The sequence below is a fragment of the Marininema halotolerans genome, from assembly GCF_900116235.1.
Lineage (GTDB): Bacteria > Bacillota > Bacilli > Thermoactinomycetales > DSM-45169 > Marininema > Marininema halotolerans.
Map to the genome: position 1 here is coordinate 124508 of NZ_FPAA01000005.1, position 21643 is coordinate 146150.

General features: G+C 44.1%; 22 protein-coding genes. 14 read left to right on the forward strand and 8 right to left on the reverse strand.

Annotation, left to right across the window (positions count from 1 at the left end):
- Positions 1-20 precede the first annotated feature (20 nt).
- Both CHX35_RS07980 and yfkAB read left to right on the forward strand, forming a co-directional pair.
- Positions 21-1073 (forward strand): ArsR/SmtB family transcription factor, encoded by a 1053-nt coding sequence (locus CHX35_RS07980; RefSeq protein WP_176391970.1) that lies wholly within the window; start codon positions 21-23, stop codon positions 1071-1073.
- A 149-nt stretch (positions 1074-1222) separates the two neighbouring features.
- Positions 1223-2365: a radical SAM/CxCxxxxC motif protein YfkAB gene (gene yfkAB / locus CHX35_RS07985; RefSeq protein ID WP_091836394.1), complete on the forward strand. Its 1143-nt coding sequence runs from the start codon at positions 1223-1225 to the stop codon at positions 2363-2365.
- Between the two features lie 38 nt (positions 2366-2403).
- On the opposite strand, the gene CHX35_RS07990 is transcribed toward yfkAB, so the two are convergent.
- Positions 2404-2874, reverse strand: a complete 471-nt coding sequence (locus CHX35_RS07990) for a hypothetical protein (protein WP_091836396.1) — start codon at positions 2872-2874, stop codon at positions 2404-2406.
- A gap of 185 nt (positions 2875-3059) precedes the next feature.
- Here CHX35_RS07990 and CHX35_RS07995 point away from each other — a divergent pair, with 185 nt between their 5' ends.
- Positions 3060-3767, forward strand: a complete 708-nt coding sequence (locus tag CHX35_RS07995; RefSeq protein ID WP_091836397.1) for a DUF3891 family protein — start codon at positions 3060-3062, stop codon at positions 3765-3767.
- A gap of 14 nt (positions 3768-3781) precedes the next feature.
- The gene (locus CHX35_RS08000; protein ID WP_091836399.1) at positions 3782-4174 is read left to right on the forward strand and encodes a VOC family protein; all 393 of its coding nucleotides are present in this window, start codon (positions 3782-3784) and stop codon (positions 4172-4174) included.
- Between the two features lie 108 nt (positions 4175-4282).
- On the opposite strand, the gene CHX35_RS08005 is transcribed toward CHX35_RS08000, so the two are convergent.
- A complete protein-coding gene (locus CHX35_RS08005; protein ID WP_091836401.1) occupies positions 4283-4864 on the reverse strand; it encodes a hypothetical protein in 582 nt (193 codons plus the stop codon).
- 193 nt (positions 4865-5057) lie between these two features.
- On the opposite strand from CHX35_RS08005, the gene CHX35_RS08010 reads away from it, so the two are divergent.
- The gene (locus CHX35_RS08010; RefSeq protein ID WP_091836403.1) at positions 5058-6368 is read left to right on the forward strand and encodes a VWA domain-containing protein; all 1311 of its coding nucleotides are present in this window, start codon (positions 5058-5060) and stop codon (positions 6366-6368) included.
- A gap of 306 nt (positions 6369-6674) precedes the next feature.
- Here the strand turns inward: CHX35_RS08010 and CHX35_RS08015 are convergent, their stop codons facing one another.
- The 3 genes from CHX35_RS08015 to CHX35_RS08025 are packed head-to-tail and all read right to left on the reverse strand — an operon-like array spanning position 6675 to position 7758.
- Positions 6675-7166: a hypothetical protein gene (locus CHX35_RS08015; RefSeq protein ID WP_140413575.1), complete on the reverse strand. Its 492-nt coding sequence runs from the start codon at positions 7164-7166 to the stop codon at positions 6675-6677.
- Positions 7167-7177: 11 nt separating this feature from the next.
- Positions 7178-7390, reverse strand: a complete 213-nt coding sequence (locus tag CHX35_RS08020) for a hypothetical protein (protein ID WP_091836406.1) — start codon at positions 7388-7390, stop codon at positions 7178-7180.
- An 8-nt stretch (positions 7391-7398) separates the two neighbouring features.
- Positions 7399-7758, reverse strand: a complete 360-nt coding sequence (locus tag CHX35_RS08025; RefSeq protein WP_091836408.1) for a hypothetical protein — start codon at positions 7756-7758, stop codon at positions 7399-7401.
- 415 nt (positions 7759-8173) lie between these two features.
- On the opposite strand from CHX35_RS08025, the gene CHX35_RS17495 reads away from it, so the two are divergent.
- Positions 8174-8329 carry a hypothetical protein gene (locus tag CHX35_RS17495; RefSeq protein ID WP_176391954.1) on the forward strand — a complete coding sequence of 52 codons (156 nt, stop codon included), beginning with the start codon at positions 8174-8176 and terminating at the stop codon, positions 8327-8329.
- A gap of 71 nt (positions 8330-8400) precedes the next feature.
- On the opposite strand, the gene CHX35_RS08030 is transcribed toward CHX35_RS17495, so the two are convergent.
- Positions 8401-9849, reverse strand: coding sequence for an aldehyde dehydrogenase (locus CHX35_RS08030; RefSeq protein WP_425435319.1), 1449 nt, complete (start codon positions 9847-9849; stop codon positions 8401-8403).
- A 104-nt stretch (positions 9850-9953) separates the two neighbouring features.
- Between CHX35_RS08030 and CHX35_RS08035 the strand changes: the two genes are divergently transcribed.
- The 4 genes from CHX35_RS08035 to CHX35_RS08050 all read left to right on the forward strand — a co-directional run bounded on the left by CHX35_RS08035 (position 9954) and on the right by CHX35_RS08050 (position 13362).
- A complete protein-coding gene (locus tag CHX35_RS08035) occupies positions 9954-10580 on the forward strand; it encodes a TetR/AcrR family transcriptional regulator (protein ID WP_091836411.1) in 627 nt (208 codons plus the stop codon).
- Positions 10581-10627: 47 nt separating this feature from the next.
- Complete coding sequence (locus tag CHX35_RS08040; protein ID WP_091836413.1) at positions 10628-11797, forward strand: acyl-CoA dehydrogenase family protein; 1170 nt, start codon at positions 10628-10630, stop codon at positions 11795-11797.
- Positions 11798-11825: 28 nt separating this feature from the next.
- The gene (locus CHX35_RS08045) at positions 11826-12176 is read left to right on the forward strand and encodes an SCP2 sterol-binding domain-containing protein (protein WP_217895875.1); all 351 of its coding nucleotides are present in this window, start codon (positions 11826-11828) and stop codon (positions 12174-12176) included.
- 124 nt (positions 12177-12300) lie between these two features.
- Positions 12301-13362, forward strand: a complete 1062-nt coding sequence (locus CHX35_RS08050; protein WP_091836416.1) for an SDR family oxidoreductase — start codon at positions 12301-12303, stop codon at positions 13360-13362.
- 83 nt (positions 13363-13445) lie between these two features.
- On the opposite strand, the gene CHX35_RS08055 is transcribed toward CHX35_RS08050, so the two are convergent.
- Both CHX35_RS08055 and CHX35_RS08060 read right to left on the reverse strand, forming a co-directional pair.
- Positions 13446-13910 carry a DinB family protein gene (locus CHX35_RS08055; RefSeq protein ID WP_091836418.1) on the reverse strand — a complete coding sequence of 155 codons (465 nt, stop codon included), beginning with the start codon at positions 13908-13910 and terminating at the stop codon, positions 13446-13448.
- Positions 13911-13938: 28 nt separating this feature from the next.
- Positions 13939-14424: a DinB family protein gene (locus CHX35_RS08060; protein ID WP_091836420.1), complete on the reverse strand. Its 486-nt coding sequence runs from the start codon at positions 14422-14424 to the stop codon at positions 13939-13941.
- A 215-nt stretch (positions 14425-14639) separates the two neighbouring features.
- Here CHX35_RS08060 and CHX35_RS08065 point away from each other — a divergent pair, with 215 nt between their 5' ends.
- The 4 genes from CHX35_RS08065 to pyc all read left to right on the forward strand — a co-directional run bounded on the left by CHX35_RS08065 (position 14640) and on the right by pyc (position 21563).
- Complete coding sequence (locus tag CHX35_RS08065) at positions 14640-15653, forward strand: alcohol dehydrogenase (RefSeq protein ID WP_091836422.1); 1014 nt, start codon at positions 14640-14642, stop codon at positions 15651-15653.
- A gap of 220 nt (positions 15654-15873) precedes the next feature.
- Positions 15874-16908 (forward strand): alcohol dehydrogenase catalytic domain-containing protein, encoded by a 1035-nt coding sequence (locus CHX35_RS08070; protein ID WP_091836423.1) that lies wholly within the window; start codon positions 15874-15876, stop codon positions 16906-16908.
- A 122-nt stretch (positions 16909-17030) separates the two neighbouring features.
- Positions 17031-17813, forward strand: a complete 783-nt coding sequence (locus CHX35_RS08075) for a DUF4097 family beta strand repeat-containing protein (protein WP_176391971.1) — start codon at positions 17031-17033, stop codon at positions 17811-17813.
- A gap of 303 nt (positions 17814-18116) precedes the next feature.
- Positions 18117-21563: a pyruvate carboxylase gene (gene pyc / locus CHX35_RS08080; RefSeq protein WP_091836427.1), complete on the forward strand. Its 3447-nt coding sequence runs from the start codon at positions 18117-18119 to the stop codon at positions 21561-21563.
- Positions 21564-21643 lie beyond the last annotated feature (80 nt).

Consider the following 21643-nt stretch of genomic DNA (forward strand, 5'->3'; position numbering starts at 1 on the left):
GGGAAAAAGGAGGAGTTACGTTGCATTTGTTAGATTGGGGGATGGAACGCCATACCTATCAGGTGAGATGGGATCAATCACTGCTATGGGAAACGGTCTTAGGGATTGCTGCGGTGACTTATACAGAAATTCATCCTACTTTAGAGACGACAACCTCCTATTGGAAAAATTCGAGTCAGTCATTCTCTAACACCTTACAACTTACCCTTGAAGAGGCGAAGCAGCACAATCTATGGAAGACCCTTTTGCATTTGGTATTCTACAGTCAATCTCACGATGTAAAAGCATTTTTGGAGTGGATGCAAAGACTGGATCCTAAAATTTTTCGTTATCATGCTTTGCCTTATCTTGGAGAGGAGTGGGAGGATGCTCGTAAACAAGCGGCCCAAGGGGATGAGGTTGCCGTCACGACATTGGTGCAAGCAGGGAAACAAAATCCCATGTTTCCGTCCTATATTCGTCATATGACTGAAGTGGAGATCGATCCGTTAAAAGAGAAATTGAACCTATTGGTAGAACATTGGTATCAGGAAGTAATTGCTCCACATGCTAGTTGGTTAAATGAAATCTTAGAGAGAGAGATCCATTCTAGAGAATCGCGGATGGAGTCTCTTACATCCGAACAAATTGTAGAGGAATTGACAGGGATAGCCTATACCCCAGAGCCTTCCGTATATGAGGTAGTACTCATTCCCCATATTGTCTATCGACCCTGGACCATTCAAGGAAGTGCGCAAGGGACACGCATATTTTACTATCCAGTATCGGATGAATCGCTATTTGTTAAGGAAGACCCTTATGCACCTCCCTCTACCTTAATCCGCTTTCATAAGGCGTTAGGAGATGAGAAGCGCCTTCGTATCTTAAAAATGTTACAACAAAAACACCGGTCGTTACAGGAGCTTGCAGAGGGGATGAATCTACCTAAAACTACGGTGCATCATCATTTGCGAATGTTGCGGTCGGCCCATCTAGTAGAATTGAATGGAAATCAATTTTGCATAGGGATGCGTGGACTCGAAAGGGGAGGGAGAGGATTACAAGCGTTTTTGGAGAAGGAAGATGTCCTCTAATCCTTTTGTACGGTAAGTGAACCCAGTATTACCGTTGAGGTTTGGAAGAATGGGTATTAGGATATGGTTAGAAATCCCGTTTGACGGATGGACGCACTGTAGGGTATACTCATCCATTGTTTTATAGTGAAGAAACGGGGGTTTCTTGAATGACCAGAAAGGGCAGTACGCACGCAAAGCAACTCAATATGCTACACAAGGACCCATGGGATCCCTGGTTTAATCGAAGTGAAAAGGGTAAGTATGAGCTAACCAGTGTGGAGTTTACAGTGACCCAACTGTGCAACCTACGCTGTGAACATTGTGCAGTTGGTGAGATGTTGGTGACCGAAGAGGGAATTTCCATTCCAGTGGAGGATTTGATTAAGCGATTAGATGAAGTGGAGTCACTGACGACCTTAAGTATTACAGGTGGCGAACCGATTTTAAATCCCAAAGTGGTAAAAGAGACGATCGCACCTTTGCTACGTTATGCTCGCTCTCGCGGAATCTATACCCAACTCAATTCTAATCTGACATTGCCTTTAAGTCGGTACCAGGGATGGATTGAAGACCTCGATGTGTTACATATTTCTTGGAATTATCGAGATGCAGCTGACTTTCATCGCATTGCTTTTGAAAAATATGGCCGGGATGTTACGCCAAAAGCTGCAATGAGTTTGTTTGAACGGATGAAGGAGAATGCTCGTGCCCTCTCTGAGCAAGGTGTGTTTGTATCTGCTGAGACATTGTTATCTCCCTTTACATCGCCTTATCTTAGCGAGATGCATCAAACCATTGTGGAGATGGGATGTGCACGCCATGAAGTGCATCCTTTATATCCAAGTGATTTTGCGAAGGGGATGGAACTGATCTCCCTTGATTCATTTCGAGAAACCATTCGATCCTTATTAGACAACCGTGATCCATCGATCTGGATTTTGTTTGGTACCTTGCCTTTCTACCCATGTAGTGAGAATCCAGATGATCGTGCACTGTGGCGTCGTCTTCATCAAGAACAAAATGTGACGGTTCGCCATGATCCAGATGGTCGGAATCGTCTAAATGTGAATGTGTTTAATGGGGAAGTCATTGTCACTGATTTTGGCGATGTTCCCCCTTTAGGTAATATTCATACAGATCGACTGGATACGATATTTGATCGGTGGCTCGCGCATGATCTATCCAAGCGGATTCACTGTTATTGTCCAGAAGCCCGTTGCACAGGGCCCAATCTATTAGTAGCGAATGCGTATTATCCCGATACTGATTTTGAAAAAAAGCGTGCGTTGGTAACCCTATCCCACCCATAAAGAAAGAGCCTCCGGAAAACCTCCGGGGGCTTTTGATGTTAATAAGGGCGCCATGGATTATAAGCAGGTGGATAAGGGCGAGGGTAGTAAGGTTGCATTGGGCGATAATAGGGTAAAGGACGATGATAATAGGGACCATAGCCTGGATAAGCAGGTGGTGGGGGTGGATAAGGAGGATAATAGGGATACTGAGAAGCATCTGCGCCGTAATCATAATTGGAAGGTGTAGCCTCTCCGCTAGGGGTGGGTGGAGCGAAATTTTGCTGGTTGTGTGTGGCATACCCATAGGGATCGCCAGCTTCCTGCCCTTGGCCGTATTGGCTCACAGCAGGGTGAGCCCAGTCGTATCCATAGGGGTAAGGGACTTTACTAAAATCCTGAGCGCCTCCATTATGAGATGAGAATTCTTGGTTAGGAAACTCTTGTGCGGGTTGTTCTTGCCCTTTGGTTCTTACTTGATCCGTAAAGGACTTGGCTTTTTTCTTTGATGATGGTTGTTCTTTGGTCATGGGACCTCCTCCTCGATCAAAATCTAATGCCTACATCATCAATGTATGTGATAGAATACCGTTCTTGTTTGTCCATTAAAACTTCCATCTTCCTTTTCGCAAAAAGATTGAACAACACCTTGTTGTTACAATGAGATCATCCATCAACAATGGAGTACTAATTTACTTGTAAAGGGTGTGAGAACATGATTGTCCGTAGGATCGAAGAGGGTTTTCTTTTGATCAAGCAACATGATCATGGCAAAGTTTCGGGACAGTTTGCGGATCACTGGCTTTTAGGGGGAAGACCTGGGAAATCATTACGAACGGCCGCATGGTGGCATGATGTTGGCTGGGAAGAACTTGATCAGAGGGTGAAAATGGACCCAGAGGCGGAAGAACCCTACTCTTTTATTGATTACCCCCTAAGTGAAAAACTGACTGCCTATCGACACGGATTAGATCATGTTCAACAGTTGGACCCGTTGGCGGGGTGTCTATGTAGTCTGCACTACGCTACATTTTTCCAAGGGACATCAGAACCTGAGGCCTTACGATTTCTTCAGGAAGAGGAAGATCGGCAGGCGAGGTTAAAACAGAAAATGTCACAGGAGGAGCGATCACTTCTCCCAGAAGGGTTAGCATTTCTCCGATTATGTGATGATCTGTCATTGTTTCTCTGTCTCAACCCCCCTGGACACAATCAACATCCATGGTATAAAGAAGGGATCCACTATAACGATTGGACTCTTGTTCCCCATTGGAACAATCACTCGGAGTTGCAATTTGCCCCTGGCATCATCGATGATCCCTTCCCAATCGCTATTCCGTATCAACTCGTCAATGGACAAGGGCAGCATATTGGCAAAGGAACCTATGAGATTGATGTGATGACAAAGGGGAGAAATGGATAGGAAGGGTGTCTAAGTTGAGAGTACGCGGATTTAATCATATTACGATACGCGTTGCGAATCTAGAGAACTCCCTGGACTTTTATGAAGGCACTTTACAGATGAATGTGGTTCACCGAGGTAGAAGGGATGCCTATCTTGAATGGGGAGATGCTTGGATTTGTCTCATTGAAAAAAGAGAAGCAGTCAGGGGATCGGATCAAACCATCGGGGTCGATCATGTGGCTTTTTCGATTGCAGAAGAGGATTTTAGCGAAGCAGTGCAACGATTACAAGCTTTTCATGTTCACATTGTGCGAGGACCAGAAGAACGCGGAGGCGGACACGTGATTAACTTTTTGGATCCCGATCACACGCAATTGGAGCTATTTACAGGCACACTGGAAGAGCGGATGAAAATATGGGTGTAATTGCCGTGCGACAGATAAAATTGTATTATTAACTATTTAAATAACAAAAGACCTTGTAAGGTCTTTTGTTATTTATTAATATAGCGTTATAATTTATTGATAATTAAATCAATTTGTATTTAATTTCTCACCGTCTTCTGTTTGGATAATAAATTGCTTGCCTTCTAAAGCTCCTTGCTTAACTTTGACATACAATCGAGGTGCTTCCTCTTCATCGGTTTCATAATCGCTTTTATCTTCCTCTAACTTAATAATTACTTTGGCAGTATTGCCCCCGATCATTTCAATACCGATCGGTTCCATTTTATATCCTAAGTATTCTTTGTCACTGATTTGAATATGTAAGACATCCACTTCGTCCCACTCATATTCATCATCAATATTACCGGGGTGTTGGTCTTGGGTATAATACCAAATTCCCCCAGTGGACATCCGAGGAACAGAGGAGAGAGGCTGATCTTTGTCAAACCAGATTTGCTCACCCGAGCTTTTGGCTGATTGAGCGCCATTGGGTGCTGTTGCATCATCTGATTTATCGGCTGAAGCTCCCTGATTATTCGCATTGCTTTCAGAATTGGTGCCAGAGGCTTTTTGTGCATTATTCATATTGCTCGGGATTAGTGAACAACCACTTAACATAACAACGAATATAAGTCCGACGGACAACCATTTCATTTTAGTAATAATCATCAACGAATACACCTCTCTAAAATAATAGACTTGGTCAATAAAGGGAGATCGAGAAAACTTACGGGAAAAGTATACCAAATGGCTTAACAATTTTCTAGAATAAATACGTATTTTTCATCATTTTTCGTGACATTATCGACAATTACAGGTACCATCTTCATGAAAGTAAATTTTAGAAAGGTGGTCTTACTGGATGAAAAAGTTAGGATTTATTGCAATCATTTGCTTGTTAGTGACCTCTGGTTGTTCACTTACAGGTAATACAATTGCAGAGAATAGTAATGAGTTAACGAAAAAGAAAGTAGCTACAAATATCAATGATATACTAAAAGAAGGTCCCGGAAAATTAGCGGGAGAAAACCTTGAAGATGCAAAATTAGTGCAAGAAATCAAAAACTTACCTAGTGGGCTAACTACGAATCAATCGTATAGTGCACTCATCTCTCTTTTGGCAGAGGATTACCAACCCATTGATAAAGAAATTGATAAGTTTGATCCAACGATTAAGGTAGGGACAACAAAACCAGGAGGGGTTCAATCACCACCATCGGCACCATCTGAAGAACTAAATGTATCCATCTTGTTAGATGCCAGTGGAAGTATGGCAGAGAAAATAGGTGGTAAGAGCAAGATGGATATTGCTAAGGAATCCATCAAAGAATTTGCTTCTTCGTTACCTAAAGAAACGAAGCTGAGTCTGCGTATTTATGGTCATAAAGGGAGCAATAGTAAACAAGATAAAGCAGAATCGTGCAAGAGTAATGAAGAGGTATATTCGCTTGCGAATTATGAATCGAGCTCATTTCAAAAAGCATTAAATAAATTTAAACCAACAGGTTGGACTCCGCTTGCAGCGGCAATAAAAGCAACAGAAGAAGGAATTAATCATCGTCAAAGTGCTCGTCAAGTGGTCTATGTTGTCAGTGATGGATTAGAAACCTGTGGCGGAAACCCTGCACAAGCGGCGAAAAACTTACATACAAGTGGGGTTGAGGCAATTGTCAATATTATTGGATTTGATGTGGATGATAAAGGACAAAGTGCATTGAAGAAAGTTGCAGATGCGGGTGGTGGTAAATATGGAACAGCCCAATCTGAACAAGATCTTTCCGAGTATTTCACTGAAGAATACCAACGGTTGCGTGAACAATGGAAAATTTGGAAAAAGAAAAGTGAGACAAGTGTAGATAACAGTGATACAGTTAATCAAGATAAATTGTATAAATTAATTTATAAGGATGCATTAGGCTTGCAATCCCGTGAAAAAGATCGCCTAAATCAAGCGATTAAATTGATGGATAAAGCAAATAAAACAAAAAATATTTTAGAGCTGCAACAAAAAATAGCGGAGCGAGAAAATAAAATTAAATCCTATTTTATTGATAGAGATAATAAAATTGAGCCCCTTCTTATTCAAGAAGAGAATAAAAAACTGAATGAGATTGAGGAAACAGAGAAGAGTGAACAAGATAAACTTAATCAAAAAATAGAAAATGCGAACTGAATTAGGCGTGTTAATTATCTTTACATTGGATGTCGGAGGACGTGTGGGAGCACAAGAGACTTACCATTGGCGAGGATGTAAAAAACACTGCCCGCTTCGAATTCACTAAGGATGGGCAAGGTAAAATTCCTTCGGGATAAACGCCCGATCTCATTGAATTCTCCGCCCATTCAATGGCAAAGCCCTTTATTTCTCACATGTCTCCTACAGTTTGCATAAACAGGCTAATCAACACGCCTGCAACAAAGTTCATATGTTATAAATGAAGTTAACAAAACCCTCGCAAACAGCGAGGGTTTTGTTATTTTAGTTTGTAGTTAATTGTTTTCCATCTTCGGATTCAATAAGAAACTTCTTATATTTTAACACTCCGCGATCTACTTGAAGGAATGTACGTGGTGGAGAATGATCTTCAGAATCCCTACCTTTATCAAGGTCAACAACTACTTTGGCAGTTTCTGCATCCACCAATTGTACTGAAACCGGTTCTAGTTCATATCCTTGATATTCTTTATTTCCCACTTGAATGAGAAGAACATCTTCGTCTTCGAAATCTTCATAGTCTTCTAAGTTTCCAGGGTGATCTTCCTTTGTGAAGTACCAAACCCCTGCTTCCGATTTCCAAGGAGTATCCCAGTTATTAAATTCGTATTGAACTTCAAAGTTCTTATTGGTATTTTTGCTGGAAGAGGACTCCTCATTGGAAGCAGTGGCACCATCGGAGCTTTCAAACCCACATCCACTAAAAAGTAGTGCAAATGCAAGTAATGGAATGAATAATTTACATCTCCTAATCATAAATACCTCCATTAGTTAATATTTAGTTTATCCCCACCTTCGGTAACAACAATAAATTTCTTCCCAACCATTGTGTTTTTTTCGACTTTAATGTACGTACGGGGAGGTTCGTATTCATTATCATCATCGGTACCTAAATGGATGGTGATACGTACGACATCGTTATCTAGGAATTCAATGGCTCTTGTCCATGCAGTACGATTTTTATATTCCTTGTCACTCACTTGTAGCTTTAATACATCGTATTCATCCCATTCAAAATCTTCATCGATGTCCCCTGGATCCTTTCCTCGTTATAATACCAGACGCCACCGGTGTTACTGATTTTGGGAACAGTGCTGTCGACATCTTCAAACCACGGCTGTTCATTGGTAATTTTCGCTGCTTGAGCACCAGAAGTATCATCATCATTGGTACCCTTTGCTTCTTGTGCATCAGAGGAGCCATTGGCTGGTGTTTTATTATCAGAAGAAGTTGACGCTTCACTTTTTGCATTATTCCCAGAAGCTGATCCATTTGAGATAGGCATGTTACAACCGCTTAATAGAAGCGAAAAGATAAGTACAAAAAAACCAAATTTCATCTTTGACATATTAATAAATTACCTCCTCAGTATTAAATAGTTCCGTTCTTAAATAATAATTCAGCTGAATAAAACCGCTACTGCTTTCTTTTAAAATCAGAACCAACCATCTTCAAATCACGAAAACATCATACCAAATATTATCTATCGTTTCTAGTGAAAAAGACAAATATCTCCGGATACCTTTGTGTTTTGAGTGAATAAGACAAGTTAAATGCTTATTAAAGTATAATTTTTACTTATTGTATTCGTTTGTTTTTTAAAACGAATAATTATCTTAAATGTTTAACCAATAATAACAAGTACATTCATTGGATTGTAATAGTTTTTATGGAGCTGTGCAATAGAACAGAAAGGGGTTTTCCATCCCTTAAAATCGGTTATAAAGCATAATGGTTTGGGAAATTTGTGGACGAAGGTTGAGGTGGCTGTCTTGGTCGAGTTGGCAGGATACTGTGTTCGCTGTGGTAAACAGGTGTTTTGTACGGATGGGTTTATCAATGGGGTGACACAGGCAGACGGCAATGTCCTCTGTTTTGACTGTGATGGTGAAGAATCGACGCAAGAGAGAAGTGGTTGAAGCGGGGTCAAATCGAGTGATTACCCCACGAAAAAAACCGGCATCGTTGCCGGTTTTTTTTCGTAGGGGGACTATCGTAGAAGTTTTCGAATGATGGATAAGCCAACTTTACTTTTTGGGTAGCGAAAGGGCATATCAAAGCGAGTGGTTTGTTTGAGGATTCCTTTATGATGGGAAAAGGCGTCAAATCCATGTTTTCCATGATAATTTCCTAACCCACTCGGTCCTACACCACCAAAGGGAAGGTAGGGGCTAGCAAAGTGCATGACGGTATCGTTAATACAACCACCGCCAAAGGGTAAGGATTCAAGGATTTTTTTCTCTTTCTCTTTGGAAGAAGTGAAATAATATAGGGCGAGTGGTTTTGGTTTGGAACGAACCTTTTCAATCATTTCATCCAAGTTATCAAAGGGAATGACCGGCAACAGTGGACCAAAAATTTCATCATTCATGATTGGATCATCCCAGCTGACCTCCCCGATTAACGTGGGTTCGATGGCAGGTAGCTTTGGATCCATGACGCCTCCTGAAAGGATCTCACCATTTTCAAGCAAGTGGGAGAGGCGATCAAAATGACGACGATTAATAATGTGGGGATAGTCCGGATGGCGGAGAGGATGTTCACCAAAGTTTTCACGAATAGCCGCTTGAATCCCCTTGATGAGGGGCTCTTCTACGTCTCGATGAACAAGTAAATAATCCGGGGCAATGCATGTTTGCCCTGCATTGATGGTTTTGCCCCAGGCAATCCGTTTCGCTGCCAAGGAGATATCGGCATCGTTATCGACGATAACAGGACTTTTTCCACCGAGTTCAAGGGTAACCGGAGTAAGGTGTTTGGCTGCTGCTTCCATTACAATTTTCCCAACAGGGACACTGCCGGTAAAAAAGATCGTATCAAAGGGCTGAGCAAGTAACTCTGTACTGGTTTCTGCATCCCCTTCAATGACCTTGATATAGGTTGCTTCAAATAACTCTTCTACCATTTCTCGTATTAGTGACGAGGTATGGGGAGCTAATTCCGACGGCTTGATGACGGCACAATTGCCAGCGGCGATGGCTGCAATAAGGGGTGCAACAAGGAGTTGGAAGGGATAATTCCATGGTCCAATGATTAGAGCAGAACCATAGGGTTCAGGTTGAATCCAACTTTTAGCCCCGAAGTGAATCAGTGAAGTAGGGACGCGTTGAGGCCGAGACCATTGCTTTACATGATTAAGGGCGGTATGAATCTCTTTTAAGGTGATTCCGATCTCAGTGGTATAGGCTTCCTTAGTTGATTTATTTAAATCCTCTTTTAATGCGTGCGATATTTTGGCTTCATGGGAGCGAATCCATTCACGCAGCCGGTGTAAGTGGTGCTTGCGAAAAGCAACATCTCTTGTTTCTCCCGTATGAAAAAATTCTTTTTGTTTCTTTACAATGGTGGGGATAGATGTTGAAGTCATGAGTCCACCTCCGTTTTGGTGCGTTCCATTTGCTGGACGTAAATTAGATCGATTGTACTTAAAGTGTATCACAAGTACGTAGGATATAGAGAAGGATAGGGAGTGATCCATTGACAAAAAGAAAGTGATCGGATTACAATACCAGTACGTACTGGTACTGTAGGGGTGTCTATTTTATGAAATTGTTGCTATTCACATCGACTATGCCTAGCAATGCTCGGGAAAAAATTTTGTTTGCCGCTTTGCAACTCTTTACTGCACGAAGCTATAATGCGATCTCCATCTTGGAAATTGTAGAGCACGCTCATGTATCCAAAACGACCTTCTATCAATATTTTTCAAGTAAAGAAGAACTTCTCACGGTACTCGTTGAGCAATTAGTCGATGAGATCCTGGGAGAGGTACACAAGGCCATTGAAGGAGAAAGGGATTTTTCCTACAAAGGATATGCCGGGATTCGGCGGTACATTCAGTTGTGTACAGAACAGGAGGCAGTTGCCAAGTTTTTATTGGTGTCATCGGTAGGTGTGAGTACCCAGGTAGAGGAAGTGCGTCGTCAAGCGCATATCCATTTCTCCCAAATGATATTTCAAACCGCTCAACGTGGCATGCCACCCACCGTTTCTGATGCATCGATTCAAGTGGTATCGCGAGCGATGGTTGGTGCAGTAAATGAAGTGGTCATCCAGCAAATTTCCGATGGAGAAGAAAAGGTAGAGATCGATGAATTAGCCCGACTGTTGAATCGTATCGTGGTGGGTTCTTTCACCAAGTTAGTACTGAGTCAGCAGGATGATGGGTGAGAATGGCATGATCAGTCACCAGTACACATGGATAAGGAGGGGAATCGATGCTCAGCCAAAGCTCATCTCAAGGTTCGTTATCGTTTCAATTGTCAGCAGAACAGGAGGAGCTTCGTAAGTGGGCTCATGGTTTTGCTGAAAAAGAGATTCGTCCTGTAGCGATGGAGTATGACGAGCGGGAAGAGTTTCCGATGGATGTCTTCAAAAAAGCTGCAGAGGTTGGCTTAACCAGTTATGCGTGCCCTACTGAATATGGAGGAGGGGGGTTAACCAATGTGTTAACCGCCTGCCTTATCGGTGAGGAATTGTTTTGGGGATGTGCAGGGATTGCAACTTCATTGTCTGTGATTGGCTTGGCTGGTCTGCCAATTTATTATATGGGTTCTGAGGAACAGAAGAAAAAGTGGATTCCGTATTTATGTGATGCTAAACATCCGCGGTTGGGTGCGATGGCGCTGACGGAACCAGGAGCCGGTTCTGATGTGAATGCGTTAAAAACGCGTGCGGTGAAGGATGGGGATGAGTGGGTCCTGAATGGACGCAAATGCTTTATCACCAATGGTGGTATTGCGGATCTTTATGTGGTGTTTGCTCGAACGGACCCTGATGGAGGTTATCAAGGGGTTTCTGCCTTTGTTGTTCCAGGAGATACACCAGGCCTTAGCGGAGGTAAGAAAGAGAAAAAAATGGGGATTCGTGCGTCCCATACAGGAGATGTTATCCTCGAAGATGTTCGAGTCCCGGCGGATCATTTGTTAGGGCAGGAGAATTTTGCCTTCTTTGGTGCTATGCAAATGTTGGAGTATTCTCGTCCTGCAGTTGCAGCCGCAGCAGTGGGCGTCGCCCGTGCCGCCTATGAATATGCATTGGAATATTCGAAAAAGCGTGTTCAATTTGGGAAGCCGATTTTTAAAAATCAAACCATTGCACATATGTTAGCCGATATGCGAACCAAGATCGATGCAGCCCGCCTTTTAACTTGGAGAGCAGCGGAACTAGCCGATCGTGGAGAAAGCTGTGCCGTGGAAGGAAGCATGGCAAAGGCTTTTGCAGCGGAGACCGCGATGGAAGTAACAACGAATGCCGTCCAAATTCTAGGTGGATATGGCTACATGAGAGACTACCCTGTTGAAAAGTGGATGCGGGATGCGAAGATTCTTTCCATCTATGAAGGGACTACGCAGATTCAGAAGAAAGTAATATCAGAAGGGTTATAATTACTGATGAAAGAGAGGGGTATAATCCATGGCGGAAATGACGACTTCCCGGATGTTCGAAGTGATTGAAAGTAAATTGAAAGAAGACCCAAAGCCCATCGAAGGGATGGAGACGACCTATCGCTTCAATTTATCAGGGGATGATGGTGGGGTCTATGAACTTCATTTGAATAATGGACTGGCTGAAGTAAAAGCAGGAGAAAATGGTGATGCGAATTGCACTATCGAAATGAGTGATCAGAACTTTAAAGAAATGCTGTTGGGGAATTTAAATGCCACGAGTGCTTTTATGACTGGGAAACTCAAAGTGAAGGGCGATTTGAGTAAAGCGATGAAACTGCAAAGCGTGCTTGGCAAATATGACGCCTCTTCCTTTTGATTTGACGTTATATAAAATGAAAAGGCTTCCATTAACCAATCCCGCCCTGTGCGGGATTTTTGGTTGGGAAGACATCCGATACTCTATGTGACGATAGACTATAGAAAAGAGTAGGGGGATGCATATGAAGAAATTGATTATGGTCACGGGTTTTCCAGGCTTTATTTGTGAGCGGTTATATCGAGGGTTGATCGAGGATGATCCAGCTACAAACTTTATCTTACTCGTTCATCCCACACAAGTAGAAAAAGCACAACATCTGACGGATAAAGATGAACGAGTAACGATTCTCCCTGGGGATATCACGCAGGAGAATTTAGGCATGTCTGAGGCGGATAAAATTTCATTACAAGACAAAGTGACTCATTTTTTTCATCTCGCGGCCATCTATGATTTGGCGGTTCCACAAGATTTGGCATACCAGGTTAATGTGATTGGAACCCAAAACGTGAATCGATTTGTAAGGACACTTCGCTCGTTACAGCGTTATGTATATTTTAGTACGGCTTATGTTTCAGGAACAAGAACAGGACGGATACTCGAAGGAGAATTGGATAAGGGGCAAACCTTTAAAAATCATTATGAGGAAACCAAGTTTGAAGCAGAAAAACGGGTAGCCGCCATGAAAGGCGTTCCTACAACGATTATTCGCCCGGGTGTTGTCGTAGGGGATTCTAAGACTGGTGAGACCATTAAATTTGATGGACCCTATTTTATGTTGCGTTTCTTGGATCACTTTTCCTTTGGCCCCGTTCCCTATATCGGAAAAGGGGATGAACCATTAGATGTAGTGCCGATTGATTTTATTATTCGAGCGACAATCTATCTAGCAAAAAGCGAGCAAGGTATCGGAACCTTTCATCTTACAGGAGGCGCGACGTATCCAAGTCAAGAAATTTACAAAATATTCAGTCGTGAACTTCTAGGCAAGGAACCCAGTTTTTATTGTCCCTTGGGTATCGCACAAACCCTGTTAAAAATCGGTCCCCTACGTCGCTATTTGGGGCTGGATCCAGAAGCGGTCGCCTATGTCTATCATCCTTCTGTGTATGATTCCACCCAGGCGAGTAACGTGTTGAAAGACGGTGGGATCCACTGCCCTGATTTAATCGAGTATATCCCCAATATGGTTCGTTTTTTTAAGGAACATCGGAATGATCCAGCCATGCGCGTACAGGTAAGATGACGGAAAAGTGTCCCTATGATATGGATCAACGATGATGAAAGAATCCAGGGCGCATGAACGGCCTGGATTCTTTCATCAATGGCTTAATCCCAAATATTTGGACGATCAGCCTGGAACATCCGCAAATACTGCATAAAGTACCCGGTATGAACCGCTTCGTGATGAGCGATAAGAAGGAGGAACTCGCTAAGTGGTTGCGATTCTCCGGTTGTTCGTGTGATCCTTTGGTTATCTAAGTCAAGGGGTTGAAGGGATTTTACCCCGTTTAGCAATTTCAGTCGCTGGGCAAAGGAGAATTCAATTTCCTGGGGAATGGTCGTCAATGAAGGTTCACTTAACGATTCGTCAGGAATGTCTTCCCCCTTTGACCGAAGAAGTTGCAAATATTGAGTATCCCTTTTCCATATCCCGCGGACCATTTCAATAAAGGAGAAGGCCTCCTTGTCGGGTCGCCAGTGATCATGGCCTTCGGGTACGCCTAGCCATGTCTTAATGGAACGTCTTCGTACCTCTTCCAAATGGAAAACCATAAGATCAATGGGCCTCATATCCTCACGCCTCCGTCCAATGAATTCCTTACCATTCTTCGTTATAGGCAAGTGCCATATTTGGCTGTTCCAACTGTACCATGCGTAGATATTGCTTAAAATAACCGATATGGACAGAGTCATGGTAGGCAATACGCATCAACATATCACCAAGGGGCCGTTGGTAACCTTTTGCTGGACGAGCCACACTTTTTTCAATCAGTTGTTCGGGGGGGAGGTTCCGAATCCAATCGAGTAGCTGTTGTCGATGAGGGTGAGAGTATTCGATTTCCTGTTCTACCGAAGTGATCGGTACATTTTGATAAATGTCCTCCTCCGGGTCCAAACCCCCAGTTTTGAGGATATGTAAATATTCATAGTCACCTACCCAGACATGACGGATCATTTCACCGAAGGAATAAGCTTCTTGATCAGGTCGCCAATCGAGGTAGTTATCAGGGATCAGACGCCAGGTTTGCATCGAGTGATTTCGTGTTGTTTCAAAATTTAGAAGAATGAGGTCGATTGTATTGATGGTTGACCACTCCTAATCTTCGCTATTTTTACCATTTTAACATGAGGGGGTGACGTACTCTAGTATTCTTTAATGGCGGGTATGGATCAGTGGTTAGTCAAGAAAAACAATGGGTAATCTTTGATAAATAGAAATCGTAGGTTTATCGATGAGCAAGGTAGGTAAGAGTACAGAGAGATTGACATTTCGATTTTGATTGGAAAATGAGGGGTCTTATGAAAACGATGAAAGCCATGCAAGTCAATGCAGATCATCAATTTGAATTAGTTGAACGGGAGATTCCTGAACCGGGCTCAAATGAAGTCCGTGTGAAGGTGGAAGCTTGTGGGGTCTGCCACAGCGATGTCTTTATAAAGGAAGGGACTTATCCTGGGATTCGCTATCCAAGAGTACCGGGGCATGAAGTCACCGGTATCATCGATAAAGTGGGAGAAGGCGTTGATTCATGGACCGCTGGTCAACGAGTTGGTGTGGGGTGGCATGGGGGGCATTGTTTCACGTGTGATCCATGTCGCAGCGGAGATTTTGTAAATTGTATCAATAAAAAGGTGACTGGGATTAGCTATGATGGGGGTTATCAAGAATATATGATCGCTCCCATCTCTGCACTTGCAATGGTCCCGGATGATTTATCTTTAGTGGAGGCAGCTCCCCTTCTTTGTGCAGGGGTTACGACATTTACAGCGATTCGTAATACGAGAGCGCGAGCAGGGGATCTAGTCGCAATTCAAGGTGTAGGCGGTTTAGGGCATTTGGCAATACAATACGCCAGTCGAATGGGAATGCGAACGGTTGCGGTCTCACGTGGACAAGAAAAGAAAGAGCTTGCCCAAAAATTAGGCGCTCATCATTACATTGATACGAAGGAAAACAATGGTGCAGAAGAGCTGCAAAAATTGGGTGGGGCCAAGGTGATTTTAGCAACCGCTCCCAATGGAAAAGCGATCGCGGAATTAGTGGATGGATTGGGATCCGATGGCGAACTTTGCATCGTGGCAGCAGGACCCGACACGATTGAAGTCGCCCCTGTGCAATTGATTCGTGGCAATCGCTCCATCAATGGGTGGACCGTTGGTACGGGGAAGGATTCAGAGGATGCCCTTGATTTTAGTGCACTGACACAAAGTCTTCCGTTAATTGAAACCTTTCCGTTAGAAAAAGCGGCAGAAGCCTATGAACATATGATGAGTAATCAAGTACGTTTCCGAGCCGTTCTCACCATGAATTAAAGATATGAAACAACACGTATCTCGGTAGAAGGGGACGTGTTGTTTTTTTATGTTATTTATCGCATTGGAGGGGGAATACAATGATGTTGGCTTGATATGAAAACGCTATCATACAATGATACGGTAAATTCTGACTTGTGATACAGTGAGAAGAATGATTTCTTTCAGGCCTATTGGAGAGAACTCATATGTTTGTCATTGCTGAAAGGAGAGATAGAGAATGAATGAAACAACGGCTCGTAATGAGAAAAACATGAGAGAACTGCTATTTGATCAACGTGGTGGGGTTCGGATGAATGAACGTCCAAAGGAGGCGCTTCAAGAGGGGCATGTTGCTGTGGATGTTCATTACTTTGGCATCAACTTTGCTGATTATCAAGCCTATTTTGGTAAATACCTAAACGCTCCCAAAGGTCCCTTTGTTCCAGGTTATGAGTTTTCTGGAGTGGTGACGGAATCGCGAGTAGCTGGACTGGAGGTTGGAGATGAGGTTTGGGGTGTAAACTCCATGGGATGCTATGCAGATCACTTGCATGTTCCTGGAGAGTTTTGTTTTAAAAAGCCCGAGAAAATGACCCTTGCAGAGGCGGGTGCATTTCCAGTCAATTATGCGACCGCTTATTATATTTTGGATTATATGGGGAACTTACAGCGGGATCATCGCTTATTGGTTCAATCCGCTGCGGGGGGTGTTGGGCGTGCCATGATGCAGATGGCCCAAAAAAGGGGAGCGAAGGTAACGGCCCTGGTGGGGAGTGAGGAGAAGATTGCCACCCTCAAACAAGACTTCCCAGATGCTGAGGTGATCAACTATCGCCAGTCAGCGACCATCGACGATGCGCTGGGAGACCGTACCTTTGACTTGATTGCAGACCCACAAGGGGGACCCGGTTCGCGCAAGCTTTATCGGCGACTGCACCCCTTCGGGAAATTAATTACCTTTGGTGTTTCCAGTTCATTTTCGCAAGGAAATGGATTGACTCGGGCGATTGATCTTCTACGCTCTCCCTTTTTCCCAGTTTTAAGTCTATTAAGTCGAAATGTCATGGTTGGCGGCATGAATTTAACAAAAGTATTTGAACATCCTGCTGCGTTGCAATATGCAGTATCTCCACTGCTTGATGGATTTAATAATGGGGACTACTCCATTGAGATCTATAAAGAAGTGCCCTTCTCAGAGGAAGGAATACAAGAGGCTTATAAGGCCTTTGAAACCCGTGAAGTACAAGGGAAAATGATTGTCCGTGTAAGATAATTGATTTTTCCGTCTGGAGACGGAGTGGATATCCTCCATGCGTTCCTTATCGCTAGATGATCCATCCTTTATCCTTAGAGTAATCCATATGAATGGTGAAATACGGAAGGGATGGATTCATTGTGAAACGGACGCAAACCTTAACATCGATGTTGTCGGAAGTAGAGGATATCCAAATTGTTTTACCACGAGGGGATATGTTGATTATTCAGGAAGACCGTGAAGATTTTGAGGTCAAATGTATCGGAGATCATCGTACCCAACTAACAATGGACCAGCAAGGGAAGGAATACCATGTCGATGTTTCTCGGAAGGGATTCATCCAGTGGATAACAGGTGCTGCACCAAAGTTGGAGATTCGTCTTCCTCAAACCTATCGCCATCGGTTGTCGGTAGAGATTCGTGCCGGACGGTTTAATTTCCAAGGGCTAAAAGAAGCAATGGAACCATCATTACGTGAATTGAAGATCAGAGTAGAGGCAGGCGATACACGGATTAATCATCTTCATGCAACCCGATTGATCCAACGTGTCGTCGCGGGGACGGTGAACCTGCACAAAGTACAGACGAAAAAAATGGAACTCGATATCACAACGGGTACCGCTTATGTCAGTCAATGTACAGGTGGATTGGATGCGCATCTTACCACAGGGACACTTCATGCAGGGTGGTCAGAATTGACCGAACCGATCAAAGCCCATGTCATGACAGGTGAGATTTTTCTAGATTTGCCTGAGGGAGCTCCTTACGGACTGGAAGCGAGAGCGCGGCTGGGACACGTGTATTGCGGAAGCCAGATGGAGGAAGGTGCCCCAAGGGAACGCAAGGAAGTAAGGACGACACAAGGAGTGGAGGGGCATCTCGTATCCCTCAAGGTAGGTGCGGGTACCATTCATGTTGCCTAAGTAGAAGTAGACAGTGGTTTCGAAGAGAGCCGATGGAATTGTCGGCTATGATTTCTAATCTCGATTCAACCGGCCTTCCCAAGGGTAAACTCTTGCGAGGGCTTTTTACTTTGTCGTTATCTTTAGTACAATGAAGGGAACAGCACGATCATGGCAAGGGTACATTTTGATGGTCGTATAAAGAATGAGTGCTCGATCGAAAGAGGTTACTCCCTGTATCAGGCGATAAAGCTTTTCGATACTCATTCATTTTTAAATGAAGCACGTTCATCCTATCGACGAGAGAGGGGACATTCTTGAACAATGCGTACATTTAACAAAGTGTTAGTAGCTAACCGAGGAGAAATTGCGATTCGTATTTTTCGGGCTTGTACGGAATTAGGGATTCGTACGGTTGCTTTGTATTCGGAGCAGGATCATACGGCACTCCATCGCTTTAAGGCGGATGAGGCTTACTTGATTGGTCAGGGAAAAGGTCCGGTGGAGGCGTATTTAGATATTGAAGGCATCATTGAAGTAGCCAAACGAAATGATGTGGATGCAATTCACCCCGGGTATGGATTATTATCAGAAAATGCGGAGTTTGCACGGCGTTGTGAAGAAGAGGGGATCGTTTTTATTGGTCCTTCTGCTGAACATATCCAGATGTTTGGGGATAAGGTGGATGCACGGGCAGCGGCGGTTGCGGCAGGAATCCCCGTCATTCCAGGAACACCTGAACCCATTGCTTCCTTGCAAGAGGCGATTCTTTTTGGGAAAGAACATGGCTATCCCATTATTATTAAAGCGGCGTCCGGTGGCGGCGGTCGTGGGATGAGGATCGTACGCGAACAAGGAGAATTGGAGGAAGCGCTGGACCGTGCGCGTTCCGAGGCCCGTTCTGCATTTGGAAATACCGCAGTGTATATTGAGAAGTTTTTGGAGCAACCGAAACACATCGAAGTGCAAATCTTAGGAGATCACACGGGGAAAGTTCTGCACCTGTTTGAGCGGGACTGCTCCATTCAGCGTCGCCACCAAAAGGTAGTGGAAGTAGCGCCGAGTGTTTCATTGCCGGATGATTTGCGTCTTCGCATCTGCAATGCAGCATTGGAGTTAATGAAAAATGCCGGTTATGTGAATGCGGGGACAGTGGAGTTTTTGGTTACACCGGATCATCAATTCTACTTTATTGAGGTCAATCCACGGGTACAGGTTGAACATACCATTACTGAAATGATCACCGGGATTGATATTGTGCAAACCCAGATTCGTATCGCAGAAGGGTATGCCTTCCGGGATCCTGAATTAGGAATCCCTTCTCAAGAAAACATTACGACCAATGGCTTTGCGATTCAGTGCCGGGTTACCACAGAGGATCCCAGACAAAACTTTGCGCCGGATACAGGACGATTGCTTGCCTATCGTTCAGGAGGTGGATTTGGGATTCGGCTCGATGTGGGTAATGCCTACCCGGGTGCAGACATTACGCCCCACTATGATTCGTTGCTTGTAAAAGTCTCTTCTTGGGCACTAAACTTCAGCCAAGCTTCTAATAAAATGTTACGTACGTTGCGTGAGTTTCGCATTCGTGGGGTAAAAACCAATATTTCCTTCCTAGAGAATGTCGTGCAACACCCCGACTTTCTAAGTGGTGAATATGATACTTCCTTTATCGATAGCCGCCAGGAACTCTTCACCTATGCGAAAAAACGGGATCGGGGAACAAGACTGCTCAATTATATTGCCCAGACGGTGGTGAATGGTCATCCGGGCCTTCCTAAGGCTAAAAAACCCACCTTTGCGACTCCGCGAATTCCCCTAACATCGGTCAAACAACCCTATCCAAATGGGTCCAAACAGATCCTAGATCAATTAGGTCCTGATGAACTGGTAAAGTGGATTCAAAATGAAAAACGGTTACTATTAACCGATACGACCTTTCGGGATGCTCACCAATCCCTTTTTGCAACACGAGTGCGAACCCAGGATCTACTTCAGATTTCTGAAGCTACAGGAAAACTTGCCTCGGGATTGTTCTCACTGGAAATGTGGGGGGGAGCTACCTTTGATACCAGTATGCGTTTCTTAAGTGAAGATCCTTGGGAACGGGTGCGACTCTTAAGAGAACGGGTTCCTAATGTTCTCTTCCAGATGCTTCTGCGAGGCGCGAATGCAGTGGGGTATACCAATTATCCCGATAATGTCATCCAACGATTTGTACAGAAGTCTGCGGACACGGGCATTGATGTCTTCCGAATCTTTGATAGTCTCAACTGGACAGAGGGGATGGGAGTGGCCATCGATGCCGTTCGCCAAGCGGATAAAGTCGCAGAAGCGACCCTTTGTTATACAGGGGATATCATGGATCCTAAGCGGGATAAGTACACCTTGCAATACTATGTGCAGTTGGCGAAGGAATTGGAACGCATGGGCGCTCATATTCTTGCGATTAAGGATATGGCCGGTTTGTTAAAGCCCTACGCAGCGGAGAAATTGGTACGAACCTTGAAACAGGAAGTCGGTCTTCCCATCCATCTACACACCCATGATACCAGTGGGAACCAAATGGCTACGCTGCTTAAGGCATACGAAGCGGGTGTGGATATCGTTGATGGGGCGATCAGTTCGATGTCAGGACTAACTTCTCAACCAAGTCTAAATGGTATTGTGGCGACCCTTGAAGGAATGGATCGAGGAACCGAGTTAGATGCCTCTTCCCTGCAAAAGTTAGCCGATTACTGGGAGGATGTGCGTCGTTACTATGAAGGCTTTGAAAGTGATATTCAATCCTCGACGGCGGATGTATATCACCATGAGATGCCTGGTGGACAATACACGAATCTGCACCAACAGGCTAAGGGAGTGGGACTTGAAGCCGGCTGGGATCAGGTGAAGGATACCTATGCCACGGTGAATCGGATGTTTGGCGACATCATCAAAGTGACCCCCTCCTCCAAGGTCGTTGGGGATATGGCGCTCTTTATGGTTCGCAATAACTTGAGTGAGGCCGATGTATATGAGCAAGGGGAGCGCTTGGATTTTCCTGAGTCCGTGGTTCAATTCTTTCAGGGATATCTTGGACAGCCTCCAGGTGGATTTCCCGAGCGATTACAAAAAGTGGTCCTTAAAGGACGTGAACATATCACCTGTCGTCCAGGAAAGCTTTTGCCTGCGATTGATTTTGTAAAGGTGGAACAGGAACTATCGGAGAAGATTAATCGACCGGTGACGGAAGAGGATGTCCTGTCCTATATCATGTACCCCCAAGTCTTTTTAGATAAAGAACGGATTACCCAGGATTATGGTGAAGTATCGGTGTTAGATACACCTACCTTCTTCTACGGTCTCCGACTGGGTGAAGAAGTGGCGGTTACCATTGAACAAGGAAAAACTCTGATGGTTAAACTCATATCAGTAGGCGCTTTAGGGTCTGATGGTAAACGTACGGTGTACTTTGAGCTAAATGGTCAGCCTCGTGAAGTGACTGTAGCCGATTTAGCAGCAGAGATCACATCAGAAACCCGGCGAAAAGCGGATCGTACCGTCGAAGGAGAAATTGGGGCATCCATGCCAGGAAATGTACTCAAAGTTATGGTCGAACCAGGGGATGAAGTGAGAAAAGGAGAACACTTGATTGTGACCGAAGCGATGAAAATGGAGACGACGGTTCAGGCTCCTTTCTCGGGTACGATAAAAGCCATTTATGTCAAAGCTGGGGAGCCGATTGAAGCAGAAGATCTACTCCTTGAAATGGAACCCAAAAAATAATGGATTAGGAAGCCTGTCGGTGTCATGGAAAGTTTGACAAGCATATGGTGTACAGGGTTCTGCGTTTGGCATCTTCCACT

Excerpts from the sequence above, each read along its gene's own strand:
- yfkAB (WP_091836394.1), top strand. The coding sequence starts at position 1,223 with ATGACCAGAAAGGGCAGTACGCACGCAAAGCAACTCAATATGCTACAC.
- CHX35_RS07990 (WP_091836396.1), bottom strand. The coding sequence starts at position 2,874 with ATGACCAAAGAACAACCATCATCAAAGAAAAAAGCCAAGTCCTTTACG.
- CHX35_RS07995 (WP_091836397.1), top strand. The coding sequence starts at position 3,060 with ATGATTGTCCGTAGGATCGAAGAGGGTTTTCTTTTGATCAAGCAACAT.
- CHX35_RS08005 (WP_091836401.1), bottom strand. The coding sequence starts at position 4,864 with ATGATTATTACTAAAATGAAATGGTTGTCCGTCGGACTTATATTCGTT.
- CHX35_RS08010 (WP_091836403.1), top strand. The coding sequence starts at position 5,058 with ATGAAAAAGTTAGGATTTATTGCAATCATTTGCTTGTTAGTGACCTCT.
- CHX35_RS08015 (WP_140413575.1), bottom strand. The coding sequence starts at position 7,166 with ATGATTAGGAGATGTAAATTATTCATTCCATTACTTGCATTTGCACTA.
- CHX35_RS08025 (WP_091836408.1), bottom strand. The coding sequence starts at position 7,758 with ATGTCAAAGATGAAATTTGGTTTTTTTGTACTTATCTTTTCGCTTCTA.
- CHX35_RS08035 (WP_091836411.1), top strand. The coding sequence starts at position 9,954 with ATGAAATTGTTGCTATTCACATCGACTATGCCTAGCAATGCTCGGGAA.
- CHX35_RS08040 (WP_091836413.1), top strand. The coding sequence starts at position 10,628 with ATGCTCAGCCAAAGCTCATCTCAAGGTTCGTTATCGTTTCAATTGTCA.
- CHX35_RS08045 (WP_217895875.1), top strand. The coding sequence starts at position 11,826 with ATGGCGGAAATGACGACTTCCCGGATGTTCGAAGTGATTGAAAGTAAA.
- CHX35_RS08050 (WP_091836416.1), top strand. The coding sequence starts at position 12,301 with ATGAAGAAATTGATTATGGTCACGGGTTTTCCAGGCTTTATTTGTGAG.
- CHX35_RS08055 (WP_091836418.1), bottom strand. The coding sequence starts at position 13,910 with ATGAGGCCCATTGATCTTATGGTTTTCCATTTGGAAGAGGTACGAAGA.
- CHX35_RS08065 (WP_091836422.1), top strand. The coding sequence starts at position 14,640 with ATGAAAACGATGAAAGCCATGCAAGTCAATGCAGATCATCAATTTGAA.
- CHX35_RS08070 (WP_091836423.1), top strand. The coding sequence starts at position 15,874 with ATGAATGAAACAACGGCTCGTAATGAGAAAAACATGAGAGAACTGCTA.
- pyc (WP_091836427.1), top strand. The coding sequence starts at position 18,117 with ATGCGTACATTTAACAAAGTGTTAGTAGCTAACCGAGGAGAAATTGCG.